The sequence below is a fragment of the Knoellia koreensis genome, from assembly GCF_013041615.1.
Lineage (GTDB): Bacteria > Actinomycetota > Actinomycetes > Actinomycetales > Dermatophilaceae > Pedococcus > Pedococcus koreensis.
In genome coordinates this window covers 711,938-736,934 of the sequence record NZ_JABEPQ010000002.1, presented here as the reverse complement: position 1 = coordinate 736,934, position 24,997 = coordinate 711,938, and the positions used below count along the sequence as shown (strand labels likewise).

Here is a 24,997-nt window from a genome sequence, read left to right as displayed (position 1 = left end):
GCCAGCAGATGCTGTAGTCCCTTTGGTCAAGCTCACCTTCACTCCCGCGACGGACGCGTCAGCACCCTCGCGCTGAAAGCATCGTGCGTGCTGGCGACGGCTCGTGATGCGGGATCCAACAGGGGTGGTCCACGTCCCACAGCCGTCTGGGGGTCCGGCACTGACGGGAGTGGGACATGACGGATCTTGCCGGGGCGCGCGTCGCCTCGACGAAGCAGAGGGAACCAGTCGGGGCGAGCCTGCCCGGACTCACGGGGTTCGACGGTGCCGGGGTGCGCGACGGCGCCGCCGAGGGCGCGGTCCGGTGGCCGGGGGGCTACCTGCGCCGTGCGCTCCTCGTCGACGTTGCGACGGCGATCGTCGTCGGAGTGCTCGCGGTCGTGCTGCCCGTGGGTGACGCGCCCGTGGCGCTGCGGGTCGCGGTGGCGATCGCGCTGCCGGTCGTCTGGGTCGCGACGCTGTTCGTGTGCCGCGGCTACGAGCGCCGCTACCTGGGCACGACGACCGAGGAGTACCGCGCGGTGGCGCGGTCGGCACTGGTCCTGGTGGCCGCGCTGGTGCTGGGTTCGTGGATCCTGCACCTGGAGATCTCGCGCGGGCTCGTGCTGGTCGTGTTCGCGGCCCTGCTGGTCGGCGGCCTCGTCGCACGCAACGCCCTGCGGCGCTCGTTGCAGCGTCGCCGCAGTGCCGGTCTGGACATGCAGCGCACCGTCGTCGTGGGCAGTGCAGCGAGCGTCGCCGGGATGATCCGCCAGCTCGACAAGGCCTCCGGCGCGGGCATGAAGGTCGTCGGCGCCTGCGTGTCCGGCATCGACAGCGGTGGCGACTTCGCCACCGAGCTGGAGGGCGTGCCGGTCTTCGGCTACCCCGCCGAGGCGATGTACGCCATCGACCTGCTCGACGCGGAGGTCGTGGCGGTCTCCAACGACCACGACCTGACCGGTCGCGAGCTGCGTCGGCTGGCGTGGAGCCTCGAGGAGCGCGCGGTCGAGCTCATCGTGGCCACCGGCCTGTTCGACGTCGCCGGACCGCGCCTGTCGATCCGCCCCGTGGCGGGTATGCCGATGCTGCACGTCGAGCGCCCGGTCATGGCCGGCGTTCGACGCGCTGCCAAGCGGGTCGTCGACTGGCTCGGCGCGCTGGTCATCGTCGTGCTGGCCCTGCCGCTGTTCGTTGCCGTCGCGGTGGCCATCCGGCTCGACTCCAAGGGCCCGATCCTGTTCCGGCAGGAGCGCGTCGGTGCGCGTGGAGTCACCTTCCCCATGTTCAAGTTCCGCAGCATGGTCGTCGACGCCGAGGCCCGGTTGGCCGAGCTGACCGCGACGGCGGACGCCGGCAACGACGTGCTCTTCAAGATGAAGCGGGACCCGCGCATCACCCGGGTGGGTGGCTTCCTGCGCAGGTTCTCCATCGACGAGCTGCCGCAGCTGCTCAACGTGTTGCGCGGCGAGATGTCGCTGATCGGTCCGCGCCCACCCCTGCCGCGCGAGGTCGCCACCTACGAGTCCGACGCGGTGCGTCGCCTCCACGTGCGTCCCGGCCTCACCGGTCTGTGGCAGGTCAGCGGTCGCAGCAACCTGTCCTGGGACGAGTCGCTGCGCCTCGACCTCTGGTACGTCGACAACTGGTCGGTCGTGCTCGACCTGCAGATCATCGCCCGCACCGTTCGCGCCGTCGTGCGCGGGACCGGGGCGTACTGATGCGGGGCGGCGTGCGCGGGTGCGCCGCGGCCGCGGGCCTGGCCGCGGTCGCCCTGCTGACCGCTGCCTGCGCAGGTGGCGGGGACACGGCCAGTGGTCGTGACGCCAAGGCCGACGCCGCCCCCGTCTCGTCGGTCGGGCCGCCGGCCACCACCGGCCCCACCAAGGGCGCGGCTGACGGTCCCGGCGCCGACGAGCCCGGCCGGACAGTGACGAACCGTCCGGCCGACCCGCTGGCCAAGGCGGCGGCTCCGGTCCTGCGGGGCGGTCGCAAGCCCAGCCCCCGCTACACGGCACCGCCGGCCGCGTTCTCCGGCAAGGCGGCATACTCCGACGGCGTCTCGCTCGCGATCACCAAGGTCGAGCAGGGCACCGTCCAGGAGCAGGGTCCGGGTGCCTTCACCGGTGACCCGAAGACCATGATCACGGTCGCCCTCACCAACGGCAGCAAGGCGGCGATCAAGCTCGACCAGGTCGTCGTCAGCGCACGCTACGGCAGCCCGGCCCGCGTCGCCCGGCCGACCTACGGCAGCGGCGCCAAGGACTTCTCGGGCACGGTCGCGCCCGGCAAGACCGCGACCGCGACGTACTCGTTCTCCGTGCCGACCACCCAGCTGAAGAACGTCACGATGGTCGTCGACTTCGACGGCCTGCACGCCGCCGCCACGTTCCGTGGCCCGGTCAAGTAACCACCGATCATCCGGCGCGACAGCGCCTCTCGCGAAGCAGGGACTCCATGGTCACTCGCAGCCTCTCCTCGTTCCGTCGGAGTGTTGCCCTCGTGGTCGCCGGCGCGTTGGCGGTGGCCGGCGCAGCCGTCATGTCGAGCGCGCCGGCGTTGGCCGACACGGCACCCGCCACGGGTACGCCCGCCACGGTGTCAGCGGACGCGCTGCCCACGATCCAGATCAACGGGGTCGTGTGGTCGCAGACGATGATCGGCAACACGGTCTACGCGACCGGTGAGTTCTCGACCGTGCGACCGCCCGGGGTGGCCGCCGGCGGACCTGGAGAGGCGCCGGTCTCCAACATCGTCGCCTACGACATCCGTACCGGGCAGCAGGTGACGACCTTCGCCGCCAGCCTCAACGCGCAGGGCATGACGATCACGTCATCCCCCGACGGCTCGCGGCTCTACGTCGGCGGCGACTTCACGGCCGTCAACGGCCAGCCGCGCAGCCACGTGGTCGCCCTCGACCCGACCACCGGCGCGGTCATCCCGTCGTTCGCCGCGTCGATCGACGGGCGCGTCCGTGCCCTCTCGGTGACGCCGACGACGGTGTATGCCGGTGGCGAGTTCCAGTCTGCCAACGGCGCCGCCCGTGGTCGGCTGGCTGCGTTCAACGTCTCGAACGGCGCGATGCTGCCATGGGCCCCCACCGCCAGTGACGGCTATGTCTGGGCGGTCCTCGCCCTGCCCGACCGCGGCAAGGTCATCGTCGGCGGCCAGATGAAGACCCTGTCGGGCAGCATCGTCAACGGCATGGGTGCCGTCGACATCACCTCCGGCGCGGTGCAGCCGTGGGCGGCCAACACCAAGATCATCGACCACACCAACGGCGCGATCATCTCGCTCAAGTACGACGGATCCCAGGTCTACGGCAGCGGTTTCGCGTTCGGCACGGGTGGCCAGTTCGAGGGCACGTTCGGTCTCAACCCTGACACGGGCGCCATCAACGTCATCAACGACTGCCACGGCGACACCTATGACGTCATGCCGATCGGCCAGGTGCTCTACTCCGTCAGCCACGTCCACGGCTGCGACTACCAGGGTGGCTTCCCGTCGTCGAACCCGTGGTCGATCAACCAGCACAACCAGCTGGCGCAGACGACCTACCCGGTGAACAAGAACACCGGGCCGGACGACTACGGCTGGAACTACGCCGGCCTGCCTTCGTCGCAGAACCTGCACTGGTACCCCGACTTCATCTGGGGCAACTACACCCCGTCCGGCCAGGCGTCGTGGTCCGTGACCGGAAACAGCGACTACATCGCCCTCGGTGGCGAGTTCCGCGGGGTGAACGGCGTTGCACAGCAGGGCCTCACCCGGTTCGCCATCAAGGACAAGGCCACGAACAAGCAGGGCCCGATGGTCACCTCGACGACCCCGGCGCCCGTGGCGAAGTCGGCCATCTCCGGCACCGCGCGGATCTCGTGGCAGGCCCTCGCAGACCGCGACAACACCAACCTGACCTACGAGGTGCTGCGGTCCGGTAACGCGACCCCGGTCTACACGACCACGCAGGCCAGCTCGTTCTGGCAGAAGCCCGCCATGGGCTACACCGACCGGGGGCTCACGCCCGGGGCCACGTACACGTACACGGTCCGCGTCAAGGACCCGCTGGGCAACACGGCGACACTCACCACCAACGCCGTGACCATCAGCACCGATCAGGTGGGCGACTACGCCCAGGACGTCGTCAACGACGGCGCCAACTACTACTGGCGACTGGGTGAGAGCGCCGGACCGACGCTGGCGGACTCGCTGGGCTCCGGTGACCTCAAGGCGACCAGCGGCCTCACCTACGGCCAGACCGGCGCGTTGAACAACGACACCAACCGGGCGATCCGGTTCAGCGGCAGCAACGCGTTCGCCTCCACCCAGACCGCCGAGCTCGCGCCCAACCTGTTCACGGTCGAGGCGTGGGTCAAGACCACCTCGCTCTCCGGCGGCAAGATCATCGGGTTCGGCAACGCCAAGACGGGCAACAGCACGAGCTACGACCGCCACCTCTACCTCGACTCGTCGGGCTACGTGAACTTCGGCGTCTACAACGGCTCGACGTACATCGCCCGCTCCACGAGCAGGATCAACGACGGAAACTGGCACCAGGTCCTGGGGACGCTCGACGCGAACGGTGTCTCCCTCTACGTCGACGGCGTGCGCGTCGCCCGCAACGCCGGCACCACCACCGGTGAGCCGACCGTGGGCTACTGGCGAGTCGGTGGCGACAGCACCTGGTCGGGCAACCGCTACCTCGCGGGAACCATCGACGAGGTGGCCGTCTACCCGACGTCCTTGACGCTCAACCAGATCCAGAAGCACTACCGCGATAGCGGCCGCACTCTCGCGGGCGTGCCCAACGTGCCGCCGACGGCCGCCTTCACCAACACCGCGCAGGGGCTGAAGGTCTCGGTGGACGGTTCCTCGTCCACCGACGACGACGGCACCATCGCTTCTTACGCCTGGAACTGGGGTGACGGCACCGCCGCCGGGTCGGGCGCCACGGCGAGCCACACGTATGCCGCGGCGGGCACCTACACGGTGACCCTCACCGTCACGGACGACCAGGGTGCGACGAACACCACCACCCGTTCGGTGACGGTGACGAACACGGCGCCCACGGCCGCCTTCACCACCGACGCCAACGCGTTGGCCCTGTCCGTGGACGGCAGCGGTTCCTCGGACGCCGACGGCACCATCGCGGCATACAGCTGGAACTGGGGCGACGGCACCGCCGCCGGGTCGGGCGCCACGGCGAACCACACGTATGCCGCGGCCGGCACCTACACGGTGACGCTCACCGTCACGGACAACGCGGGTGGCACGGACACCGCCTCGAAGTCGGTCACCGTCGCCAAGGCCAACCAGGCGCCGACGGCGTCCTTCACGGCCACGACCTCCGACCTGAAGGCGTCCGTGGACGGGTCCGGCTCGTCCGACCCCGACGGCACCATCGCGGCATACAGCTGGAACTGGGGCGACGGCACCGCCGCCAGCTCCGGCGCCACGACCACGCACACGTATGCCGCGGCCGGCACCTACACCGTGACCCTCACCGTCACCGACAACAACGGCGCGACGGACACGACCACGAAGTCGGTCACGGTGACGGCGCCGCCGGTCCAGTTCCTCGCCCAGGACTCCTTCGGTCGCACCGTGACCGGCGGCTGGGGCAGCGCCGACCAGGGCGGCGCGTGGAGCCTGAGCTCGTCGGCCTCGGCGTTCTCGGTGTCCGGTGGCACGGGCCGCTTCACCGCCGACAAGGGCGCCGGCGCGTTCGCTGCGCTGCGTTCGGTGAGTGCGACCGACCTCGACACCACGGTGGAGGTGTCGATGAGCCCGCGTCCCGATGGCAACGCCTACATCAGCGTGATCGGTCGTGGGAACCTCACCGACGCCTACCGGGCCAAGCTGCAGGTCCCGACCACCGGGGCGGCGTCCCTCTACCTCGTGAAGGTGGTGGGTGGCACCGAGACGACCCTGAGTGGCACGTCGCTGCCGGGCGTCGTCTTCGCCAGCGGTGACACCGTCGTGGTGCGGATCCAGGTGCAGGGAACCGGTCCGACCACGTTGCGCGCCAAGGCGTGGGAGTCCGGCACCACCGAGCCGGCGGCGTGGCAGACGACCACGACTGACTCGACGGCCTCGTTGCAGGTCGCCGGGGGAGTGGGCGTCGGGTTCTTCCTGTCGTCCCTCGCCACCACCGTGCCGATGGCCTTCACGGTCGACAACCTCGTCTCCAAGCCCGTGGCCGGCTAGTTCGTGACCGCGGCGCCTCGGGGCATCGACCCCGGGCGTCGCGGTTCCGGCCGAAGTGGTGGTGTGGTGCAGGTCCACCGGGCAGACTGGTCCGGTGCAACGGCGGCAGGGGGTCGCCTTCGAGGGGTGTAGGAACGTCATGGCGCAGGTGCTGGAACCCGCGGGTGCCGGGGCCCTGCCATGACGGACAGCGCAGCAGCGACGCAGCAGGACGACTCCCTGGGCGGCCAGGCTGTCCGCGGCGTGGCCGTGTCGATGGCCGGCCAGGGTGGCAAGTTCGTCATCCAAGTCACGTCTGTCGTCGTCATGGCGCACCTGCTCTCCCCCCGTGACTACGGCCTGGTGGCCATGGTGGTCGCAGTGACCGGCGTGGCGGAGATCTTCCGTGACTTCGGGCTGTCGACCGCCGCGGTGCAGGCCAAGTCGCTGTCCGCCGGTCAACGGTCGAACCTCTTCTGGATCAACCTCGGCGCCGGGGTGGTCCTCATGGCGGTGCTGGCTGCGGGTGCACCGCTGGTCGCCCTGGCCTATGGCCGCGACGAACTGGTGGACATCACGCGGGTCCTCGCCGTGGCCTTCCTCATCAACGGCTTCGCCAGCCAGTACCGGGCGGGCCTGACCCGCGAGCTGAGGTTCCGCGCGATGGTGGTGGTCGACCTGTGCGCCGGGGTGATCGGACTCATCGTGGGCGTCGTCGCGGCCCTGGCCGGTGCGCACTACTGGGCCATCGTGGCCCAGCAGCTGGCCCAGTTCGCGGCCATGGCCCTCGGCCTGGCCCTGGTGTCCCGTTGGCGTCCGGGGCCGCCGGATCGAGGGGCCCCCATGGGCGACCTGGTGCGCTTCGGCTGGCACCTCGTGGGGTCACGACTGATCTCGTATGCCGGCCAGAACACCGACACGGTCGTCATCGGCACCCGGTTCGGCCCGGCACCGTTGGGTGTGTACAGCCGCGGCTACCAGCTGCTCATGCCGGTGCTGTCGCAGGCGCTCGCGCCGCTCACCAACGTCGCCCTGCCGGTCCTGTCGCGGCTGCAGGACGACAGGGCCCGCTACGACCGGTTCATCGTCCGGGGTCAGGTGGCGTTGGGGTTCACCCTCGGCGCAGGGCTCGGTGGGGTGATCGGGGTCGCAGAGCCGTTGGTCGAGCTGGCCCTTGGCGACCGGTGGGTGTCGGTCACGCCGATCATGCGGTTCATGGGCGCCGCCGGGGCGTTCCAGATCCTCGCCTACGTCGGCTACTGGGTCTACGTGTCGCGAGGACTCACGGCTCAGCTGCGCTCGTTCACGATCTTCGAGGTCGCGGTCAAGGTCGTCTGCATCGCCGTCGGCAGCCTGTGGGGAGTGGTGGGAGTCGCGGCAGGGTTCGCGCTGGCTCCCGCGCTGGCATGGCCGATCTCGTTGTGGTGGCTGTCCCGCAAGACCGACCTACCCCTGCGGTCCCTCTACGGTGGCGCACTGCGCAGCGTCGTCCTGGCGGCCGTGGTTGCCGCCGGTGGGTATGCAGGCACGCTTGCACCCTTCGACGCGTCTTGGGCGCGTCTGGCGACCGGTGCGCTCGCGGGCGCCGCGGCATACCTGGCCCTCGTGGCCGCTCTGCCACGATGGAGGGCGGACGCGCTGGACGTCGTCCACCTGCTGAGGAGGGGGATCTCACGATGACGGGCACCACGGTCGTGGTCGTGAACTACGGGACGCACGACCTGCTGGCGACCAACCTCATCGCCGTCAGCGACGGGTCACCGGACCTCGACGTCGTCGTCGTGGACAACTTCAGCACCGTCGCCGAGCGCGAGGCGGTGCGCGAGTTGTGCTCCCGGCAGGGCTGGCGCGCTGTCCTCGTCGACCGCAACGTCGGGTTCGGCGAAGGGGTCAACCGTGGTGCCGCGGCAGCGGTGCAGGGCGGCGCCGACCGGCTCCTCATCCTCAACCCCGACGCCACCATCGGCGCCGACAGCGTGCGCCTGCTCGTCGACGCGGTCACGGCCGACCCCATGGCGATGGTCAGCCCGGTCGTGCTCCGGCCCGACGGCTCAACCTGGTTCGCGGGGAACGTCGTGCACCTGCGGGACGGGCGGATCGAGGCGACCCGACGTCTCGACCCGGCCCGGGCGCATGCGGTGGTCCCGTGGCTGAGCGGCGCGTGCCTCATGGTCAGTCGCGAGCTGTGGGAGAAGGTGGGCGGTTTCGACCCCGAGTACTTCATGTACTGGGAGGACGTCGACCTGTCCTACCGGGTGCAGGCGGTCGGCGGGACAGTGCGCGTGCTGCCCGAGGCGACAGCGGTCCATGACGAGGGCGGTTCGCAGCGCGGCGCGCACCGGCTGTCCCCGCTCTACTACTACTTCAACATCCGCAACCGTCTGCTCTTCGCGGCCCGGCACCTGCCCGCGGCCGGCCGCCGAGACTGGGCCCGCAGCAGCCTGCGCGAGGGCATGGCCATCCTGCGGCGCGGTGGTCGGCGGCACCTGGTGGAACGAGGCTCACCGCTCGCCACTGCGGCGCGGGCGACCCTTGACGGTTTGCGTCTGGTTCGCGACCGACGACGTGGGCCCAGCGACCCGATCAGGGTGCTGCTGTCGTTCCCGCCTCCCGTGGTCACCAGCAACCCCTACAACGTGATGCTGGCCGAGGCCGTGGCGGACGTCCCAGGTGTGCGCGTCGCCAACTTCTCCTGGCGCGAGGCGCTGCTCGGTCAGTACGACGTGTTCCACGCGCACTGGCCCGAGAGCGCGATGGCGGGACGCGACCGGCTGCGTCGAGCGGCCAAGCAGGTGCTGTTCGCCGTGATAGTGCTGCGCATGCGGTGCAAGGGCGTCGCATGGGTGCGGACCATGCACAATCTGGCTCTGCCAGAAGGGATTTCGCGGTTCCAGCGCCAGTTGCTCCTGGCGACCGAGCGCATGACGGACCTGCGGATCCTCATCAACGAAGCGACCCCCTTCGACCCCACCCGGCCGGTCGAGGTCGTTCCGCACGGTGACTACCGGCAGTGGTTCGCGCCGTTCCCGCGCGCCGAGCGACAGCCGGGCCGGATCCTGTTCTTCGGGACCGTGCGACGCTACAAGGGGCTGCCCCGGCTGGTCGAGGCCTTCCGCGCCACCACGGACGAGGGCCTGTCGCTGCGGATCGCGGGGCGTGTGTCCAACCCGGAGTACGAACCGGAGCTGCGGGCACTGGTGGCCGGCGACCCGCGAATCGACCTCACGGTCGGCTTCGTCTCCGACCCCGACCTGGTGCGCGAGGTCAGCGCCGCACAGCTGGTCGTCCTGCCCTACCCGGAGATGCACAACTCGGGCTCGGTGCTCGCGGCCCTTTCCCTCGGGACGCCCGTGCTCGTTCCCGACAACGAGGTGAATCGCCGCCTCTCCGCCGAGGTCGGGCCGGGCTGGGTCCACACCTTCGCCGACGAGCTCGAGCCGCAGGACCTGCACCGCACCCTGGCGACGCTGGGCGAGCAATGGCCACCCGCCGATCCCGACCTCTCCGCACGGGACTGGGACCTCGGCGGGCGACTGCACGCGGCGGCATACCGCCGAGCCGTGGGTCTTCGGACCGGAATGGGCGCGCCGGAGCCGACCTCGCGCCATCATCAACCATGAGCAAGTTGCTCGAGGCAGACACCTTCGCGCTGTTCCTGGCCGCCGTGGGGTTGGCCTCGCTCGCGTACGTCTGCTTCCGCCACTGGCCGCGGCTGGCCGGGGTGAGCTGGCTGCTGGTGGTCGCGTTCGTGCCCTACTGGCTCGGCGTGAAGATCCTCATCAACATCTCGCCGGCCAGCGCCGTCGGCCTGCTCGTCATCGCCGCCCTGTTGCCGGTCGCCTTTTCCCACGTCTCACCGGCCGACCTGCTGGTGGCCTTCCTCATCCTGGTGGCCGTCGTCGCGCTCCTGCTCGGTTACGGCACCCTCACCACGGCCGTGCTGGCCGTCGTCGAATGGGGAGTCGGCTACACGCTCGGGCGGGTGATGCCACTGCGGCTCGGGGTCGAGTGGGTCCAGGACACCGTCGCCGTGATCTTCACCGTCGTCGCCTTCGGCGCGGTCCTGGAGTTCCTGAGCGGCGTGAACCCCTTCGTGCTGCTCGCGTTCGGTGACTCCTCGTATGCCGTGTGGGGCACCCTGCAGGAGCGGGGCGGGCAGCTGCGCGTCGAGGGAGCCTTCGGCCACTCGATCGCGCTCGGTGCGTCATTGGCCTTGGCCGTGCCGCTCGTCCTCGCCTCCCGCTTCCGTGGCTGGATCCGGATCGGCATGGTCCTGGTCATCGGGCTCGCGTCCGTCTTCACCTTCAGCCGCATCGGGATCGGCTGCGTGCTCATCGGCCTCCTGCTCACTCTCGTCACCCAGGCCCGCCACCTGGCGGCACGGATCCGCATCACGCTGCTCGGGCTGCTCGCGACCGGTGCGGTCTTCGCCGCGCCGTTGGTGCTTCGGGTGTTCGCCCAGGCCGGGTCGGAGGCCACCGACAGCTCGGCGTACCGGCGGGACCTCGGCGGCCTGGTGTCCCAGATCAGCCTGTTCGGGCTCAGCCCCTCGGCAGCGATCAGCCCAGACGGCACCCTGCGCTTTGCCGGCTTCCGGTCGATCGACAGCGCCGTGGTCCTGCTCGGTCTGACGTACGGCGCCATCGCGGTCCTGACGGTCACCGCCTTGTACCTCGCCGGGGTCGCGTGCACGGTCACTGGCCGGGCCACGCCTGCGACGGTGTCCGTCGTCGCGTTGCTTCCCGCCTACCTGAGCGTCGCCCTCATCACCCAGTACTCCATCTTCCTGTGGTTCTGTACCGGCCTGGCGGTGACCAGCCAGCAGCTGCGAACCAATGGGGACGAAAGGGCCCGCCAAGGGGTCCAGCGACGTACACTGACCAGCAGTTATGGGCCACGGCCGCAGTTGGCCGCCGGTGCCGTGGGGGGCAGGTCGGCGAGGTCCGGCGCTGGTGAGACGGGACGGACTGCGTGGGTGAGAGGGAATCGCGACCATGACCATGCGTGACTACATGCAGGCGCTGCGCAAGCAGTGGTGGGTGGTCGCCTTGGTGACGATGGCCGTGACCGGGGGCATCCTCGCGTGGTCGATGACAACGACCCCGATCTACCGCTCCACCTCGACCCTCTACTTCAGCCTGCCCACCGGGACGTCGGGCACCGACCTCAACTCGGGCTCGACCTACACGCAGAGCCAGATGCTGTCGTATGCCGAGCTCGCCACCCAGCCGGTCGTGCTCGAGTCCGTCATCGAGACCCTGCGGCTCGACACCACTCCGAGCAAGCTGGCCAGAACGATCAAGGCGGAGGCGAACAAAGACACGGTGCTGCTCGACCTGACCGTCAGCGACCCGAGCGCGACCAAGGCGCAGCGCATTGCCCAGGAGCTGGCGAGCGAGGTCCGCACTCGAGTGGTGGCGCTGGCCCCGCGTGACACCGCGGGCCGCAGCACCATCGAGGCGACGGTGACGGCCGACGCCACGGTGCCGACCTTTCCCAGCTCGCCCAACACCAAGCGCAACGGAATCGCCGGCCTGATCGGCGGCCTGGCCCTGGGCATCGTCCTCGTGCTGGCCAGGGCGCGGCTGGACACCCGGGTGCGGGCCTCCTCGGACCTCAACTCGTTCGACACCCCGCTGCTGGGCGAGGTTCGTCGCGACAAGGTCGGCACGGGCAAGGTCGTCATGCGTGACCACGCGCACAGCCCTACCGCCGAGGCGTATCGACGGGTCGCGACGAACGTCGGGTTCGTCGGCGTGGGCCAGGGCCCGCTGGTGCTGACCGTCACCTCGTCCCTGCCCGGTGAGGGCAAGTCGACGACGGCGATCAATCTCGCCCTCGCGCTCGCGGAGGCGAAGAAGCGCGTCCTGCTGGTGGAGGCAGACCTGCGCCGGCCGGTCTTCGCGGCATACCTGGGGCTCATCGGCAACGCCGGTCTCACCACCCTGCTCATGGGTGAGGCTGCCGTGAACGAGCTGATCCAGCCCTACGGCGCCGACGGTCTGGACATCATCACGTCCGGCGAAATCCCGCCCAACCCCAGCGTGCTCCTGGGCTCGCAGCAGATGGCCACCTTCCTCGAGGAGGCCCGGTCGAGGTACGACATCGTCATCCTCGACGCCGCGCCACTGCTCCCGGTCACCGACACCGCGCTGCTGGCCCCGCAGACGAGCGGCGTCGTCCTCGTGGCCCGTGCGGGCATGGTCCATCGACACGAGTTCGAGGACGCGCTCAAGTCGCTCGACCAGGTCGATGCGCCGGTGCTCGGCGTCGTCCTCAACGGGGTCAAGTCGAAGGGCCGCAGCCCCTACTACTCATACCGGACCCGCCCACAGGCGTCGGGTTGGCGGCGAGGCATCCAGCGTCGCGATTCGACCAGTGTCCCGGCTGAACCCGTGCGGGCAACTCGTTCGGACCGGACCATGGTGAGCCGTCGTCGGCAGGCCGACCCGGTGGAGGGCCGCTGAATCCGGTCACCCGCCCACTCGGCGACGGTCAGGAGCGGCCCGGGCGCGGGCAACCGCCCTCCGTGGCTGTGGCCATCCCGACGTACCGCCGCCCCCACCTCTTGGCGGCCATGCTGCCGCGGGTTGCCGAGCAGACGGATTCCCTTGCGGCGCAGGGTTTTGCTACCGAGATCGTGGTCATCGACAACGACCCGGAACGCACTGCCGAGGCCGTGGTTCGCGAGTTCGGGGGAACCGTTCGGTACGTCTGCCAGCCCAAGCCCGGGATCGCGGCGGTGCGCAACCGTGCCCTGGACGAGGTGTCCTCGGCTGCGTTGGTGTTCATCGATGACGACGAGATCCCACAGCCAGAGTGGCTGGGCCGCCTCGTGACCACCTGGACGGACACCGGTGCGACCGGTGTCGTGGGACGGGTCCGCTCGGTGTTCGAGACCGAGCTCGACCCGTGGGTGGCAGCGGGTGGCTTCTGGGACCGGGTCTGGTGGCCGACGGGGACGAAGGTTGACGCCGCGGCAACGGGCAACCTGCTCCTCGACGTGGCGCAGGTGCGCGACCTCGGGGTCCGGTTCGACGAGGGGCTGGGACTCAGCGGCGGTGAGGACACGCTGTTCACGCGCCAGCTGACCAGACGTGGAGGTCGAATCGTCTGGTGCGCCGAGTCGATCGCCGATGACCAGGTTCCGCCCGCTCGCACCACTCCACGCTGGCTCATGCGACGCGCGTGGAGCCAGGGGGTCAGCCGGGCGACCGTGGCCAGCCGCCTGGCTGAGAGCCCTCGCGACGAAGCCGTGGCCCGGTTGGGCGTCCTTGCCCGGGGGTTCTTGCGGCTGGTGGGGGGTGCAGGGCGACTGGCGTGGGGCCGGCTCACCCGGCGACTGGATCACCAGGCGCGCGGTGCCCGCACGATGGTGCGTGGGGCAGGCATGCTTGCCGGCTCGGTCGGTCACACGCACCAGGAGTATGCCGCGCAACGCCTCGGCGGCCGCCGCTAGCGGAGGGGGTCACTCCGGGAGGGCTGCCTCGACCACGGCCGTTCGGTAGCGGCCGGGGGAGAACCGTTGTCGAACGCGGTCACGCGCGGCCCAGGCTGCCTGCCGCTGGGTCGGCCAGGTGTCCACCGTGGCACGGAGTGCGTTCGCCAGTGCGGTCGGGTCACCGGGCGGCACGGCGCACGCGCTGGCCACGCCGCGGATGACCTCCGGCAGCCCGCCGATGTCGCTCACGACGACCGGTCGACCGGCCAGCATGGCCTCGACCGCGGTGTTGCCGAACGACTCCGCGAGCAGGCTCGGCACGACCGCCACGTCGCAGTCCTCGAAGGTCCTGGCAGGGTCCCGCTCGAACGGCGCCAGGTGCACGACACCCGCGTCGAGGAGGTCCTGGTTCGACTTCCTGAGCTCGCGGTCGAACCACTCGTAGCCGGTGAACACCGAGCCGACGAGGGCCAGCTCGGCGGGTTGCCCCGTGTCGTTCAGTCGTCGCACTGCCTCGACGGCGACCTGCGGGCCCTTGCGCGGTGAGATGCGTCCGACGTAGGCCACGCGCAGACCCCCGGTCAGCTGCTCACGCGGTGCCCGGTCGGCCGTCGAGATGACGCCGTTCGGGACCACGGTGGTGCGGGGGGACAGTAGCCGAATGCGTTGCCCCACATAGGATTTCGTGAACTCGCTGTTGGCGATGACGCGGTGCGTGAGCAACAGGGGAGCGACCAGAGCAGTCTCCACGACTGGGCGCCCAGCGTCCTCGGCCTCGTGGACGTGGCAGACGACCCGCAGGCCACGCAGCCGCCCGAGCAGGAGCCAGCCGGGTGCGGTCAGGGTGCTGACGTAGACGAGGTCGAAGCGGCCGCGACCCACCAGCCGCCACGACGGCAGCCAGGTGACCGCGGCCGTGCGCAGGAGGGCGGCCAGACCCGCAGGGCGCAGAGCGGCCTTGCGCAGCACGGGAATCGGCTGAACGCGTACCGGCACGCCGACCGCTTCGATCTCCGCCAGCAGCGGCCCCGACTCGGCCAGCACGACCGACACCTGGTGCCCTGCCTCGACGAAGCCGCGCACCGACTCGAGGAACATCCGGTCCGACCCGTAGAGCTCCGCCCCCGGGTGGACCATGAGCACGCGGGCCACCTACGCGCCCCTCAGCCGTCCCATGTCCCTGAACCACTTGGGCAGACCGAGCATGAGGTAGCCCGCCGTCCCGGCCAGCAGCAGGCCGTAGGCGACGAGGAACGCGGGGGTGAAGCCCCACAGCAGGAACGCGACGCACAGGAGCCCGTAGTCCGTCGGCACCGACAGCAGCGACCGCACCGTCGACGGTTGTCGCGGCGGCGGGGGCGCGGTGCCGGCGCGGGCCCGCTCGACCCGCCCCAGCAGGTCGGTCGCGATGAAGGTGAAGAAGAAGGTGTTGCCCACGAGGACCCACAGCAAGGCCAGCAAGGCCCACCGTTCGTGGTGCTCGCTCCGGGACAGGGCCACGAACACACTCAGGTGCAGGGCGCTGATCTTCACGCAGTCGACGACGTGGTCCAGCCACTCGCCCTGGGGCGACCCGCCGCCGCGCAGTCTGGCCAGCTGACCGTCCGCAGAGTCGAAGGCGTAGCCCACCGCGAGCAGCGCGGCCACGACGACCCCGGTCGCCACGGTGATGGGAGCCAGGAGGAGGACGACGATGGCCCCGAGGGAGAAGAGGCCGCTGATGGCCGTGACCTGGTTCGGCGTGAGGCCGAGGTGGTATGCCGTGGCGGCGATCCACCGCCCGGCGGGGCGGTTGACGAAACGCGAGTATGCCGGCGCCCCCGCAGCCGGCTTGCCGACGCCGCGCAGCTGGGTCCGGGTGTCGCGGAAGCTCATGCCGTCACCGGGCTGATCTCCCGCCCGCACGCCAGGTCGGCGCACAGCTTTGCGTAACCGCGGGTGGTGTCGTCCCAGTCGTACCGCGCGGCCTCCAGCGCCGCCGCGCGCCCCCGGGCGAGGGTCAGCTCGCGGTCGACCTCGCTCTTCTCCAGCAGCTCGCGGACATCTGCGGGGGTGGTCCAGTACAACCCGGACTCGCGCAGCACCTCGCGGTTGAAGTTGACGTCGTAGGCGCACGTCGCTGCACCGGCCCCGAGCGCGCGCAGCAGGGACGGGTTCGTGCCGCCGACCGAGTGGCCGTGCCAGTAGACGAAGCAGTTGGCGTAGAGCTGGTCGAGCAGGTCCTGGTCCCAGACGGAGCCGAGGAAGCGGACCCGGTCGTCGCCGGCCGCGCGCACCCGCGCGCGGTAGGACGCGGCATACGGGGCATCGCCCACGACGACCACTGGCAGGGAGGCGTCGCTCGCGGCATACCCCTCCACGATCTCCGCCACGTGGTTCTCGGGCTCGAACCGGGCCACGACCAGGTGGTAGCCCCGGGCCGACAGGCCCAGCTCCTCGAGCGCCTCGGGACGTGCGCTGATCCGCGGTGCGCCGTAGGTGAGCAGGCGGGTCCGCGCGTCGAACTTCTCGAGGTAGTAGTCGGCAATGCCCTGCGCGTCGGCGATGAGCGCGTCAGACCAGCGAACCGCCCACCTCTCGGCGCGCAGGTAGTAGGTCTTGCCCCAGCGACCCCACTTGCCTCGACGCCACTCCAGCCCGTCCACGTGCGTGGCGACCGGTATGCCGCGGGCACGCAGCAGCGGCAGGAAGGGCGCGTTCGCCGCGTTGAACACGATCGCCGCGTCCGGCCGCTCACGCACCATGAGGTACAGGGCCGACAGGGCCGTGTGGCTGAGCGTCTCGCCGGCCCGGACCCGCAGGGCCGGGAGCGTGACCGTGCGCATCCCGAGGTAGGGGTCGGGGCTCGGACCGTCGGGTCCCCTCCGACAGAACACCGTCACCTCGTGGCCGTCAGCGACGAGGCGCTTGCCGACCTCCTCGATGCACGTCTCGAAACCCCCGTAGCGCGCCGGGACGCCGCGCGTGCCGATCATGGCGATGCGCATCAGTCATCACCCTCACAGCCCACGTGTCGATCGCGGCAAGTGAAGTCAGCCCCCATGGGTTAACCCTAGGTTGCCGCTGCGCCAACGGGCTACGTCATCCGTAGGAGCCCCCGCGCCCCTCCCCGCGGGGGACTCCCATGGATGTCCGGTCAGCGCACGATCGGCTGGGCGGCCGTGGCTGCCTCGGCCGGTAGCAGCGCCCCGCGCCCGGCACCCGTCGGCGAGACGTGCAGCATCGTGGCGATGTCGCTCGGCAGTGCCACGGACGCTCCCGCGACCGACGTGGACTGCAGGCGGTAGTCGGACGTGGACGCGGACACGAAGTACGGGTCCGTGCTCACGGTGCTGTAGGTGTCATGCGTCGACAGCGGGCTCCTGGCCTTGGCGAGCTGCGCCGGGTAGTCGTACAGGCCGTTGACGTAGGCCGTCTCCTCCCAGTTCAGCCACCAGGTCGCCGTGCCCGAGGGCCGGTGGTAGGTGTTGTAGTCGAAGAACTTCATGAAGGCGCTGGGCTTGGTCTGCGCGGCGCGGAAGGTGACCTGCGGCCGACCCGAGGCGCCACGGGTGACGACGTTGTTCGCGAACACGACGTTGGCGGTGTCGGGGCCGACCTGCGCACCGGGCACCCGGGTGTCGTCGTAGATGAGGACGTTGTTGTAGTTCCCGGCGATGGTGTTGTTGTAGATCCGGGTGTTGGCGGCACTGACCATCAGGCCCGAGCCCTTGACCGCGAAACCGTTGCCCACCATGACGTTCGACGCGATCGTGCCGCGGTCGCTCACCTCGTAGAAGAGGCCCTCGGCGGCATTCGAGACGAAGGCGTTGTTGTAGATGCGACCCTCGGTGCACGCGAGGTCGCACCAGAAGCCGGCGGCCTTGTTCCCACCGTTGTGTGAGAACGAGTTGTCCCGGAGGGTGAAGCCGACCATCTGGGTGAACTTGGCGCCGGCCGAGGCGCAGGAGGCCGCGCAGTTCGGGCCGAAACCGTCGGTGTTGTTGCCGTCGAGCCGGCTGTTCTCCACCAGGACGTCGTCGCGGATGCCTGCGCTGGGGTTGGCGAGCGCCTCGCGTCGCGACCCGTTGGCGAGCATGCCGTCGAAGCCGTTGAGCGACAGGAACGAGTGCCGCACCGTGAGCTTCTTGGCCTGCCAGCCGAGGAGGCCGCCGCCGGCGTTCTGGGTGAAGGCGACACCGTCGAGGACGGCGCCGGTGACCTTGTTGAGCGCGACCGCGCCACTGGTGGCGTTGGTGAACTCGTTGCTGCCGTAGCGGCGGAAGCCGATGTTCTTGATGGTCAGGCCGGTGGTGTTGTAGATCGCCAGGGCCTGCGCGCGCTTGGCGGCCTGCATGGTCTGGCCGGCCGGGTCGGCTCCGACGACGAGGCGGCGCGCGCCGTGGTCGTAGAAGAAGGTGTTGGCCGTGACCTTGCTGGCGGCGTCCACCTCGGTGAGCTGCACACCGTTGCGGAACAGCATCTGCGGGCTCCCGGTGGCGGTTCCCGGCACCAGCATGTCGGGGTGGCTGCACGGGCCGGCCATGGTCTGCGCGGTGAAGACGGCCTTCTCGTAGTAGCGACCGCCGCAGAACGTCGGCGTCGACCAGGGGGCGGACCAGCGGGTGCTGCTGTCGGCACGCCAGCCCGACACGGCGTCGGTGCCGTCGAACCACGCCGTCTCGCCCGGGTAGCCCTGGATCGTGACGTTGGCGGCCGGCGTGGACCAGGTGGTGCCGAGGCTGGTGTCGACCGGGCCGGCGATGCCCTGCCGGTAGACGCCGCCACGGACGACGACCGTCTGCCCGGCCTGCGCCCGGGTCAGGGCCTTGGCCAGCGTGGCCAGCGGCTGGGCCGCGGTGCCGGGGTTGGTGTCCGCGCCGTTCGTCGCGACGAACAGGGCACCGGCCGGCGGTGCGCTGGACTGGGTCAGCGTCTGGGTGGCCGAGGTCGGGATGGACGTCGGCGTGGCCGGGACGGTCGTCGTCGGCGGAGGAGTGCTCGGCGTCGGGGTCGTCGGCACCGGCGCGCTCGGCGTCGTCGTGGTCGGGCTCGTCGCGGTCCCGGACCGCTTCCACGTGATCTTGGTGGTCGTGGAGGTCGGACCCAGCGGGCGCGCCGACGCGGTGTCGGCGAGGCGCTGGTCGACGGACGGGAGGACGACGACCGCGGTCGCGGTCGCGAGGCTGGCAGCGAGCAAGCGCACGCCGTGCTGCCGAAGGCGAGGGGTGGAGTGCGTGGGGGTGGGGGGAGTGCTTGTCGACACGGGATGTCGGCCTTTCCGTTTCGGCCCCTGCATCCGCTCGTGGTTGCTGTCGATGAGGGTTCGTCGACAGCGATGGTGCCGAGATGGCCCGGCAGCCACGCGGTAGTAAACCAAATGACGGAGAAAGGATCAGCCGAAAGGACGAACGGAATACGGTGTAATGCGCACAAACGCACACGGATCGCTACCCAGAAGTGGGCCAGATCACACGTAAACGCACGGACCCAGTGCGTGTCTCGCTGGTATGCCGCGGGCTCTCCAGGGCGGTTTCAGGCGCCTCTGGTGCCTGGTTCAGGACGCGTTGGTCTCCAGCGTCGCGCGCAGCAACGTGCTCGAGGTGTGGATGGTGTAAGGGAAGTAGACGACCTCGACCCCGACCGTGGCGAAGTCCGCCTCGAGCTGCTCGCCCTTGGCCGTGCCGCGCCAGTCGTCGCCCTTGAAGATCACGTCGAACGGGTGCTCGCGCCACACGTCGAGCTTGCTCGGGTGGTGCTCCACGACGACCTCGTCGACCAGCGTGACGTGCTCGAGGATGGCCGCCCGCTCCTCCAGCGGCACCACGGGTCGCTTGCCCTTGGCGCGCAGCGCCTTGTCGTCGGTCACGACGCCGGCGATCAACCAGTCACAGTGCTCGCGAGCCATGCGCAGGATGTTGAGGTGACCAACGTGGAAGAGGTCGAAGACGCCGGGCACGTAACCCCGCACCATGTCATCGCCTCGAACCGCTGCCAGCCCCGGCATTCCGCTCCTCATGCGCCCCAAGTCCCCCTGTACGTACACAACCGACAGTCCATGGTCGGGGGGAGACCTGCGCCGCGCCTCATGCAAACGTCGGAGGGCGGACCACGCGGAAGCAACCGTCGGTGCCCGGCGTTAGCCTGTGAGTCACCCCCACCAGATACTTCTGTTGGGGCTTTCGCGCTGTCCTGCCAAGGAGAACCACCCCGTGTCGCTCGCGCCACTGCTCGACGTCCTCGCCGCCGATCCGGGCGTCGGTCGCGCGCTCGCCGTCGCCCGTGCCGGTGAGCCGGTCGCCGACCTCGCCGTCACCGCGGGTGCCCGCCCCGAGCTCATCGCCGCGATGGCCCGCGCCGCCGACCGGCCGTTGCTCGTCATCACCGCCACCACGCGCGAGGCCGACGACCTCGTCGCCGCCCTCGGCTGCTTCCTCGACGCCGACCGCGTCGCCGACTTCCCGGCCTGGGAGACGCTGCCGCACGAACGCCTGAGTCCCCGCAGCGACACCGTCGGCAAGCGGCTCGCCGTCCTGCGGCGACTGGCGCACCCCGACCCCAGCGACGCGGCATACGGGCCGCTCGACATCGTCGTCGCACCAGTGCGCGCCGTCCTCCAGCCCGTCGTCCAGGGGCTCGGCGAGCTCGCCCCCGTGGCCCTGCGGGCCGGTGACGACGCGCCCCTCGAGGACGTCGTCGAACGACTCGCGGCCGCGGCATACACCCGCACCGACCTCGTCGAGCGGCGCGGCGAGTTCGCCGTCCGCGGCGGCATCCTCGACGTCTTCCCGCCCACAGAAGACCACCCGGTGCGCGTCGAGTTCTGGGGCGACACGGTCGAGGAGATCCGCTGGTTCAAGGTCGCCGACCAGCGCAGCCTCGAGATCGCCGAGCACGGCCTGTGGGCCCCGCCGTGCCGCGAGGTGCTGCTGACCGAGTCGGTCCGCGAACGCGCCGCCGCGCTGCTCGAGCAGCTGCCCGGCGCCGCCGACCTGCTCGGCAAGCTCGCCGAGGGCATCGCGGTCGAGGGCATGGAGTCGCTCGCCCCCGCCCTCGTCGACGGCATGGAGAGCGTCCTCGACACCTTGCGCGACCGGACGGCCGTGGTCCTCACCGACCCCGAGCGCGTCCGCACCCGCGCCCACGACCTGGCCGCCACCAGCCAGGAGTTCCTCGACGCGGGGTGGGCCAACGCGGCCGCCGGCAACACCGTGCCGATCGACCTGCAAGGCGTGTTGGGCACGGCGTCGTTCTGGACGCTCGCCGACCTGCGGGCGCACGCCCGCGACCTCGGTATGCCGTGGTGGGACCTGTCGCCGTTCGTCGCCGACGAGGAGCTCGCCGACGTCGTGGACGGTGAGGCGGTCGTCGTCAACACCGGGCTCGAGGAGGCGCCCCGCTACCGGGGGAGCACGCCCGAGGCGGTGGCCGACTTCCGCCAGTGGGTGGCCGACGGGTGGCGCGTCGTCGTGGTGACCGAAGGCCCCGGTCTGGCGCGACGGGTGGCCGAGGTGCTGGCGGGCGAGTCGGTGCCGGCCCGTCTGGATGCCGACCTCACCGACCTCGCCGATGGTGTCGTGCACCTGGCGCAGGGGTCCGTCGGTAGCGGGTTCCTTTGTCCCACAAGCAAGTTCGCACTGCTCACCGAGAACGACCTCACGGGCACGGCGGGCCAAGGCGGCGGGTCGACGCGCGACATGAGGCGTATGCCGTCGCGGCGCCGCAACCAGGTCGACCCGCTCCAGCTCAAGCCCGGTGACTTCGTCGTGCACGAGCAGCACGGTGTCGGCCGGTTCGTCGAGATGGTGCAGCGGACGGTGGGCGGTGCGACCCGGGAGTACCTCGTCATCGAGTACGCCGCGTCCAAGCGCGGCCAGCCCGGTGACCGACTGTTCGTGCCGACCGACCAGCTCGACCAGGTCACCCGCTACGTCGGCGGCGAGCAGCCCACGCTCAACAAGATGGGCGGCTCGGACTGGAAGCAGACCAAGGGCCGGGCACGCAAGTACGTCAAGCAGATCGCGGCCGAGCTGATCCAGCTCTACTCCGCGCGCATGGCGACGTCGGGTCACGCGTTCGGGCCGGACACCCCGTGGCAGCGTGAGCTCGAGGACGCCTTCGCCTACGTCGAGACGCCCGACCAGCTGAGCTCGATCGACGAGGTGAAGGCCGACATGGAGCGCACCGTGCCCATGGACCGCCTCATCTGTGGCGACGTCGGTTACGGCAAGACCGAGATCGCGGTGCGCGCGGCGTTCAAGGCGATCCAGGAGGGCAAGCAGGTCGCGGTGCTCGTCCCGACGACCCTGCTCGTGCAACAGCACCTCAACACCTTCGCCGAGCGCTACGCCCAGTTCCCCGTGACCGTGAAGGCCCTGTCGCGGTTCCAGAGCGACCGCGAGGCCCGCGAGACGATCGCGGGGCTGGCCGACGGGTCGATCGACCTCGTCATCGGCACGCACCGGCTGCTGTCCAACGACATCAAGTACAAGGACCTCGGACTCGTCGTCATCGACGAGGAGCAGCGGTTCGGCGTCGAGCACAAGGAGCAGCTCAAGACGCTGCGCACCGCCGTCGACGTCCTGTCGATGTCCGCCACCCCGATCCCGCGCACACTCGAGATGGCCGTGACCGGCATACGTGAGATGTCCACTCTCGCAACGCCTCCCGAGGAGCGGCACCCCGTCCTCACCTACGTCGGCGCGTACGACGAGAAGCAGGTCGTGGCCGCCATCCGGCGCGAGCTGCTGCGTGACGGCCAGGTCTTCCTCGTGCACAACAAGGTGAGCTCGATCGAGAAGGCCGCGAGCCGCATCCGCGAGCTCGTGCCCGAGGCCCGCGTCGCCACCGCCCACGGCAAGATGGGCGAGCAGCGGCTCGAGCAGGTCGTCGTCGACTTCTGGGAGAAGAAGTTCGACGTCCTCGTCTGCACGACGATCGTCGAGACCGGTCTCGACATCTCCAACGCCAACACCCTCATCGTCGAACGCGCCGACGTTCTGGGCCTGTCCCAGCTGCACCAGCTGCGTGGCCGTGTCGGGCGTGGTCGCGAGCGCGCCTACTCCTACTTCCTCTACCCGCCGGAGAAGCCGCTCACCGAGACGGCGCACGACCGGCTCCAGACCATCGCCAGCCACACCGACCTCGGTGCCGGCATGCAGGTCGCGATGAAGGACCTCGAGATCCGCGGCGCCGGCAACCTGCTCGGCGGCGAGCAGTCCGGGCACATCGCGGGGGTCGGGTTCGACCTCTACGTGCGCCTCGTCGGCGAGGCCGTGGCCGACTTCCGCGGCGAGGGTGAGACGGCACCGGCGGAGATCAAGATCGAGCTCCCGGTGGACGCCCACCTGCCGCACGACTACGTGCCGGGGGAGCGGCTGCGGCTCGAGGCCTACAAGAAGCTCGCGAGCGTCGTCGACGAGGACCAGCTCGCCGAGATCGTGGCCGAGCTGCAGGACCGCTACGGCACGCCGCCGGAGCCCGTGCAGCACCTCATCGAGGTCGCGCGACTGCGCACCGTCGCCCGGGCGGCCGGTGTCGCCGACATCTCGGTGCAGGGCAACTTCGTGCGGTTCGGGCCGGTCGACCTGCCCGAGTCGGCCCAGCTGCGGCTGCAGCGGCTCTACCCGAGGTCGTTGGTCAAGGACGCGACCCATACGATTCTCGTGCCGAAGCCGACGACGGCGAGGGTGGGTGGCAAACCCCTGCGTGACACGGCAGTCTTGCAGTGGGCCAGCGACCTGATCCGCGCCGTGCTCCTCGGGAGCGTCTCCGACGCCGCCCGTGTCGGCACCGGTCAGGGAGCCGCATCCGCTCGCTGAGTGACCAGGAAGGTTTCTATCGTGTTGGCAACTCGCGCCCTGCGCGCCACCGCCGTCGCCGCGGTGGCCGGTGCCGTGCTCGCCGTGTCCGGCTGCGCCACCGCGGACACGGCCGCCGTCGTCGACGGCCACCGCATCACCGAGGCCGAGGCCCAGGAGGCCGCCGCGCAGATCCGTGAGGTGCAGCCCGACTCCGGTCTCGAGACCTCCGGCGCGGTGCAGTCGCTCGTGATGGCGCAGTTCATCAACCAGGTCGCGGAGAAGAGCGGCAAGGCCCTCGCCGACTCGGCCGCCCGCACCGCGGTGCCGCAGCTGCAGGACCCGGCTCCCAGCACCCTCGAGCTGGTCAAGGCGAGCCTGGCGTTCAACCAGATGACCGAGGGGGAGAAGGCCCAGGCCGTCGACCTCGCGCGGAAGGCCGACATCACGGTCAACCCGCGCTATGGCGTCTTCAAGCCCTCGGGCAGCGCGCTGTTCGAGTCCAGCGCACCCAACTGGATCAAGGCCGACACCTCCACGCCCGAGCCCGACCCGCTGGCCCCGCAGAACTGACCCGCGGAGTGGCCGGTCGCCTCAGCCTGCTCGTCACCTCACCCCGCGTCGCGCCGGGGCTGCTGAGTCGTTCGGCCTGGCACGCGCTCGACGACGCCGCGGCGGTCCTGGCTCGTGACCTCGACGAGCCGGCCGCGGTCGCGCTCGTGGAGGCCGGTGTGCCGGTGGAAGCCGTGCCGGACGTGCCGGTGCCCGCGCTCGCCCGCGACCTCGTCGCGCGCACCGGCGATGAGGCGCACGTGCTGTGGGTGGGGTCGGCCGACGGCGACCCGGGCCTCACCGACGCGGTGGCCGCCGAGGTGACGCGTATGCCGTCGCCTCCAGAAGTCGAGGTCGTCGTGGGTTCGTGGGACGTCCAAGGCGCGCGGCTGCTCGACGTGGTCGCCGTGATGGACCGGCTCCGGTCCCCGGGCGGGTGCCCGTGGGACGCCGAGCAGACGCACCAGTCGCTCGTGAAGTACCTCATCGAGGAGGCGCACGAGGCTGCCGAGGCCGTGGCGACCGGCGACCGTGACCACCTGCGCGAGGAGCTCGGTGACGTGCTGCTGCAGGTGGCGTTCCAGTCCCGGGTGGCGCAGGAGGACCCAGAGGCGCCGTTCGACATCGACGACGTCGCGGCGGGGCTGGTGGCCAAGCTGGTCCGGCGGCACCCGCACGTCTTCGCCGACGGGGATGCCAGCAACCCCGAGGAAGTCGAGCGCGCCTGGGAGCGGATCAAGGCACAGGAGCGGGCCGCCAAGGGTGACCACGCCGGTGGTGAGGCCGGGCACGCAGGTCTGCTGCACGGCATACCGGCGTCGTTGCCGGCGCTGGTGGCCGCCGACAAGGTGGTGTCCCGGCTGGCCCGCACCGACCGTGAGCTGCCCGCCCCCGCACCCGGTGATGTCGGCGCCGAGCTGCTGGCCCTCGTGGCCCGGGCGAGAGCGGCCGGCGTCGACGCCGAGTCCGAGCTGCGCCGCGCCCTGCGCGCCCTCGACGTTCCCACCGACTGATCGCCCGCGCCCACTCGTTGCCGGTGGCTCGGCATGCGGCGGCTGAATCG

General features: G+C 70.6%; 16 protein-coding genes. 11 read left to right on the top strand and 5 right to left on the bottom strand.

Going from position 1 to position 24,997, the window contains the following annotated elements; genetic code table 11:
- Positions 1–176 precede the first annotated feature (176 nt).
- The 8 genes from HJG52_RS11755 (at position 177) to HJG52_RS11720 (ending at position 13,621) form a co-directional block, all read left to right on the top strand.
- The gene (locus HJG52_RS11755; RefSeq protein ID WP_171243751.1) at positions 177–1,700 is read left to right on the top strand and encodes a sugar transferase; all 1,524 of its coding nucleotides are present in this window, start codon (positions 177–179) and stop codon (positions 1,698–1,700) included.
- A complete protein-coding gene (locus tag HJG52_RS11750) occupies positions 1,700–2,389 on the top strand; it encodes a hypothetical protein (RefSeq protein WP_171243750.1) in 690 nt (229 codons plus the stop codon). Before HJG52_RS11755 ends, HJG52_RS11750 begins: the two co-directional genes overlap by 1 nt.
- Positions 2,390–2,436: 47 nt before the next feature.
- Positions 2,437–6,183 carry a LamG domain-containing protein gene (locus HJG52_RS11745; RefSeq protein WP_171243749.1) on the top strand — a complete coding sequence of 1,249 codons (3,747 nt, stop codon included), beginning with the start codon at positions 2,437–2,439 and terminating at the stop codon, positions 6,181–6,183.
- 180 nt (positions 6,184–6,363) lie between these two features.
- A complete protein-coding gene (locus HJG52_RS11740; RefSeq protein WP_171243748.1) occupies positions 6,364–7,842 on the top strand; it encodes a lipopolysaccharide biosynthesis protein in 1,479 nt (492 codons plus the stop codon).
- Positions 7,839–9,782 carry a glycosyltransferase family 2 protein gene (locus HJG52_RS11735; RefSeq protein WP_171243747.1) on the top strand — a complete coding sequence of 648 codons (1,944 nt, stop codon included), beginning with the start codon at positions 7,839–7,841 and terminating at the stop codon, positions 9,780–9,782. Before HJG52_RS11740 ends, HJG52_RS11735 begins: the two co-directional genes overlap by 4 nt.
- Positions 9,779–11,170 carry a hypothetical protein gene (locus HJG52_RS11730; RefSeq protein ID WP_171243746.1) on the top strand — a complete coding sequence of 464 codons (1,392 nt, stop codon included), beginning with the start codon at positions 9,779–9,781 and terminating at the stop codon, positions 11,168–11,170. Before HJG52_RS11735 ends, HJG52_RS11730 begins: the two co-directional genes overlap by 4 nt.
- A complete protein-coding gene (locus HJG52_RS11725) occupies positions 11,157–12,629 on the top strand; it encodes a tyrosine-protein kinase domain-containing protein (RefSeq protein WP_171243745.1) in 1,473 nt (490 codons plus the stop codon). The genes HJG52_RS11730 and HJG52_RS11725 overlap by 14 nt, the downstream gene beginning before the upstream one ends.
- Positions 12,630–12,691: 62 nt before the next feature.
- A complete protein-coding gene (locus HJG52_RS11720) occupies positions 12,692–13,621 on the top strand; it encodes a glycosyltransferase (protein ID WP_171243744.1) in 930 nt (309 codons plus the stop codon).
- Between the two features lie 9 nt (positions 13,622–13,630).
- Here HJG52_RS11720 and HJG52_RS11715 read toward each other — a convergent pair whose 3' ends face one another.
- The 5 genes from HJG52_RS11715 to HJG52_RS11695 form a co-directional block, all read right to left on the bottom strand.
- A complete protein-coding gene (locus tag HJG52_RS11715) occupies positions 13,631–14,755 on the bottom strand; it encodes a glycosyltransferase (RefSeq protein WP_171243743.1) in 1,125 nt (374 codons plus the stop codon).
- Positions 14,756–15,478 (bottom strand): CDP-alcohol phosphatidyltransferase family protein, encoded by a 723-nt coding sequence (locus tag HJG52_RS11710; RefSeq protein WP_171243742.1) that lies wholly within the window; start codon positions 15,476–15,478, stop codon positions 14,756–14,758. It lies immediately after the preceding gene.
- Entirely contained in the window at positions 15,475–16,590 is a 1,116-nt protein-coding gene (locus HJG52_RS11705) for a glycosyltransferase (RefSeq protein ID WP_171243741.1), read from the bottom strand. The genes HJG52_RS11710 and HJG52_RS11705 overlap by 4 nt, the downstream gene beginning before the upstream one ends.
- Positions 16,591–16,739: 149 nt before the next feature.
- Entirely contained in the window at positions 16,740–18,788 is a 2,049-nt protein-coding gene (locus HJG52_RS11700) for a NosD domain-containing protein (protein ID WP_171243740.1), read from the bottom strand.
- 351 nt (positions 18,789–19,139) lie between these two features.
- Positions 19,140–19,556 carry an FAD synthase family protein gene (locus HJG52_RS11695; RefSeq protein ID WP_171243739.1) on the bottom strand — a complete coding sequence of 139 codons (417 nt, stop codon included), beginning with the start codon at positions 19,554–19,556 and terminating at the stop codon, positions 19,140–19,142.
- Positions 19,557–19,794: 238 nt separating this feature from the next.
- Between HJG52_RS11695 and mfd the strand changes: the two genes are divergently transcribed.
- From mfd to HJG52_RS11680, 3 genes are read left to right on the top strand one after another with little or no spacing between them, the layout of a single operon-like run.
- Entirely contained in the window at positions 19,795–23,403 is a 3,609-nt protein-coding gene (gene mfd / locus HJG52_RS11690) for a transcription-repair coupling factor (protein ID WP_346767707.1), read from the top strand.
- A gap of 21 nt (positions 23,404–23,424) precedes the next feature.
- The gene (locus tag HJG52_RS11685) at positions 23,425–23,955 is read left to right on the top strand and encodes a hypothetical protein (RefSeq protein ID WP_171243738.1); all 531 of its coding nucleotides are present in this window, start codon (positions 23,425–23,427) and stop codon (positions 23,953–23,955) included.
- Positions 23,956–23,963: 8 nt separating this feature from the next.
- Positions 23,964–24,947, top strand: a complete 984-nt coding sequence (locus HJG52_RS11680) for a MazG family protein (RefSeq protein WP_171243737.1) — start codon at positions 23,964–23,966, stop codon at positions 24,945–24,947.
- Positions 24,948–24,997 lie beyond the last annotated feature (50 nt).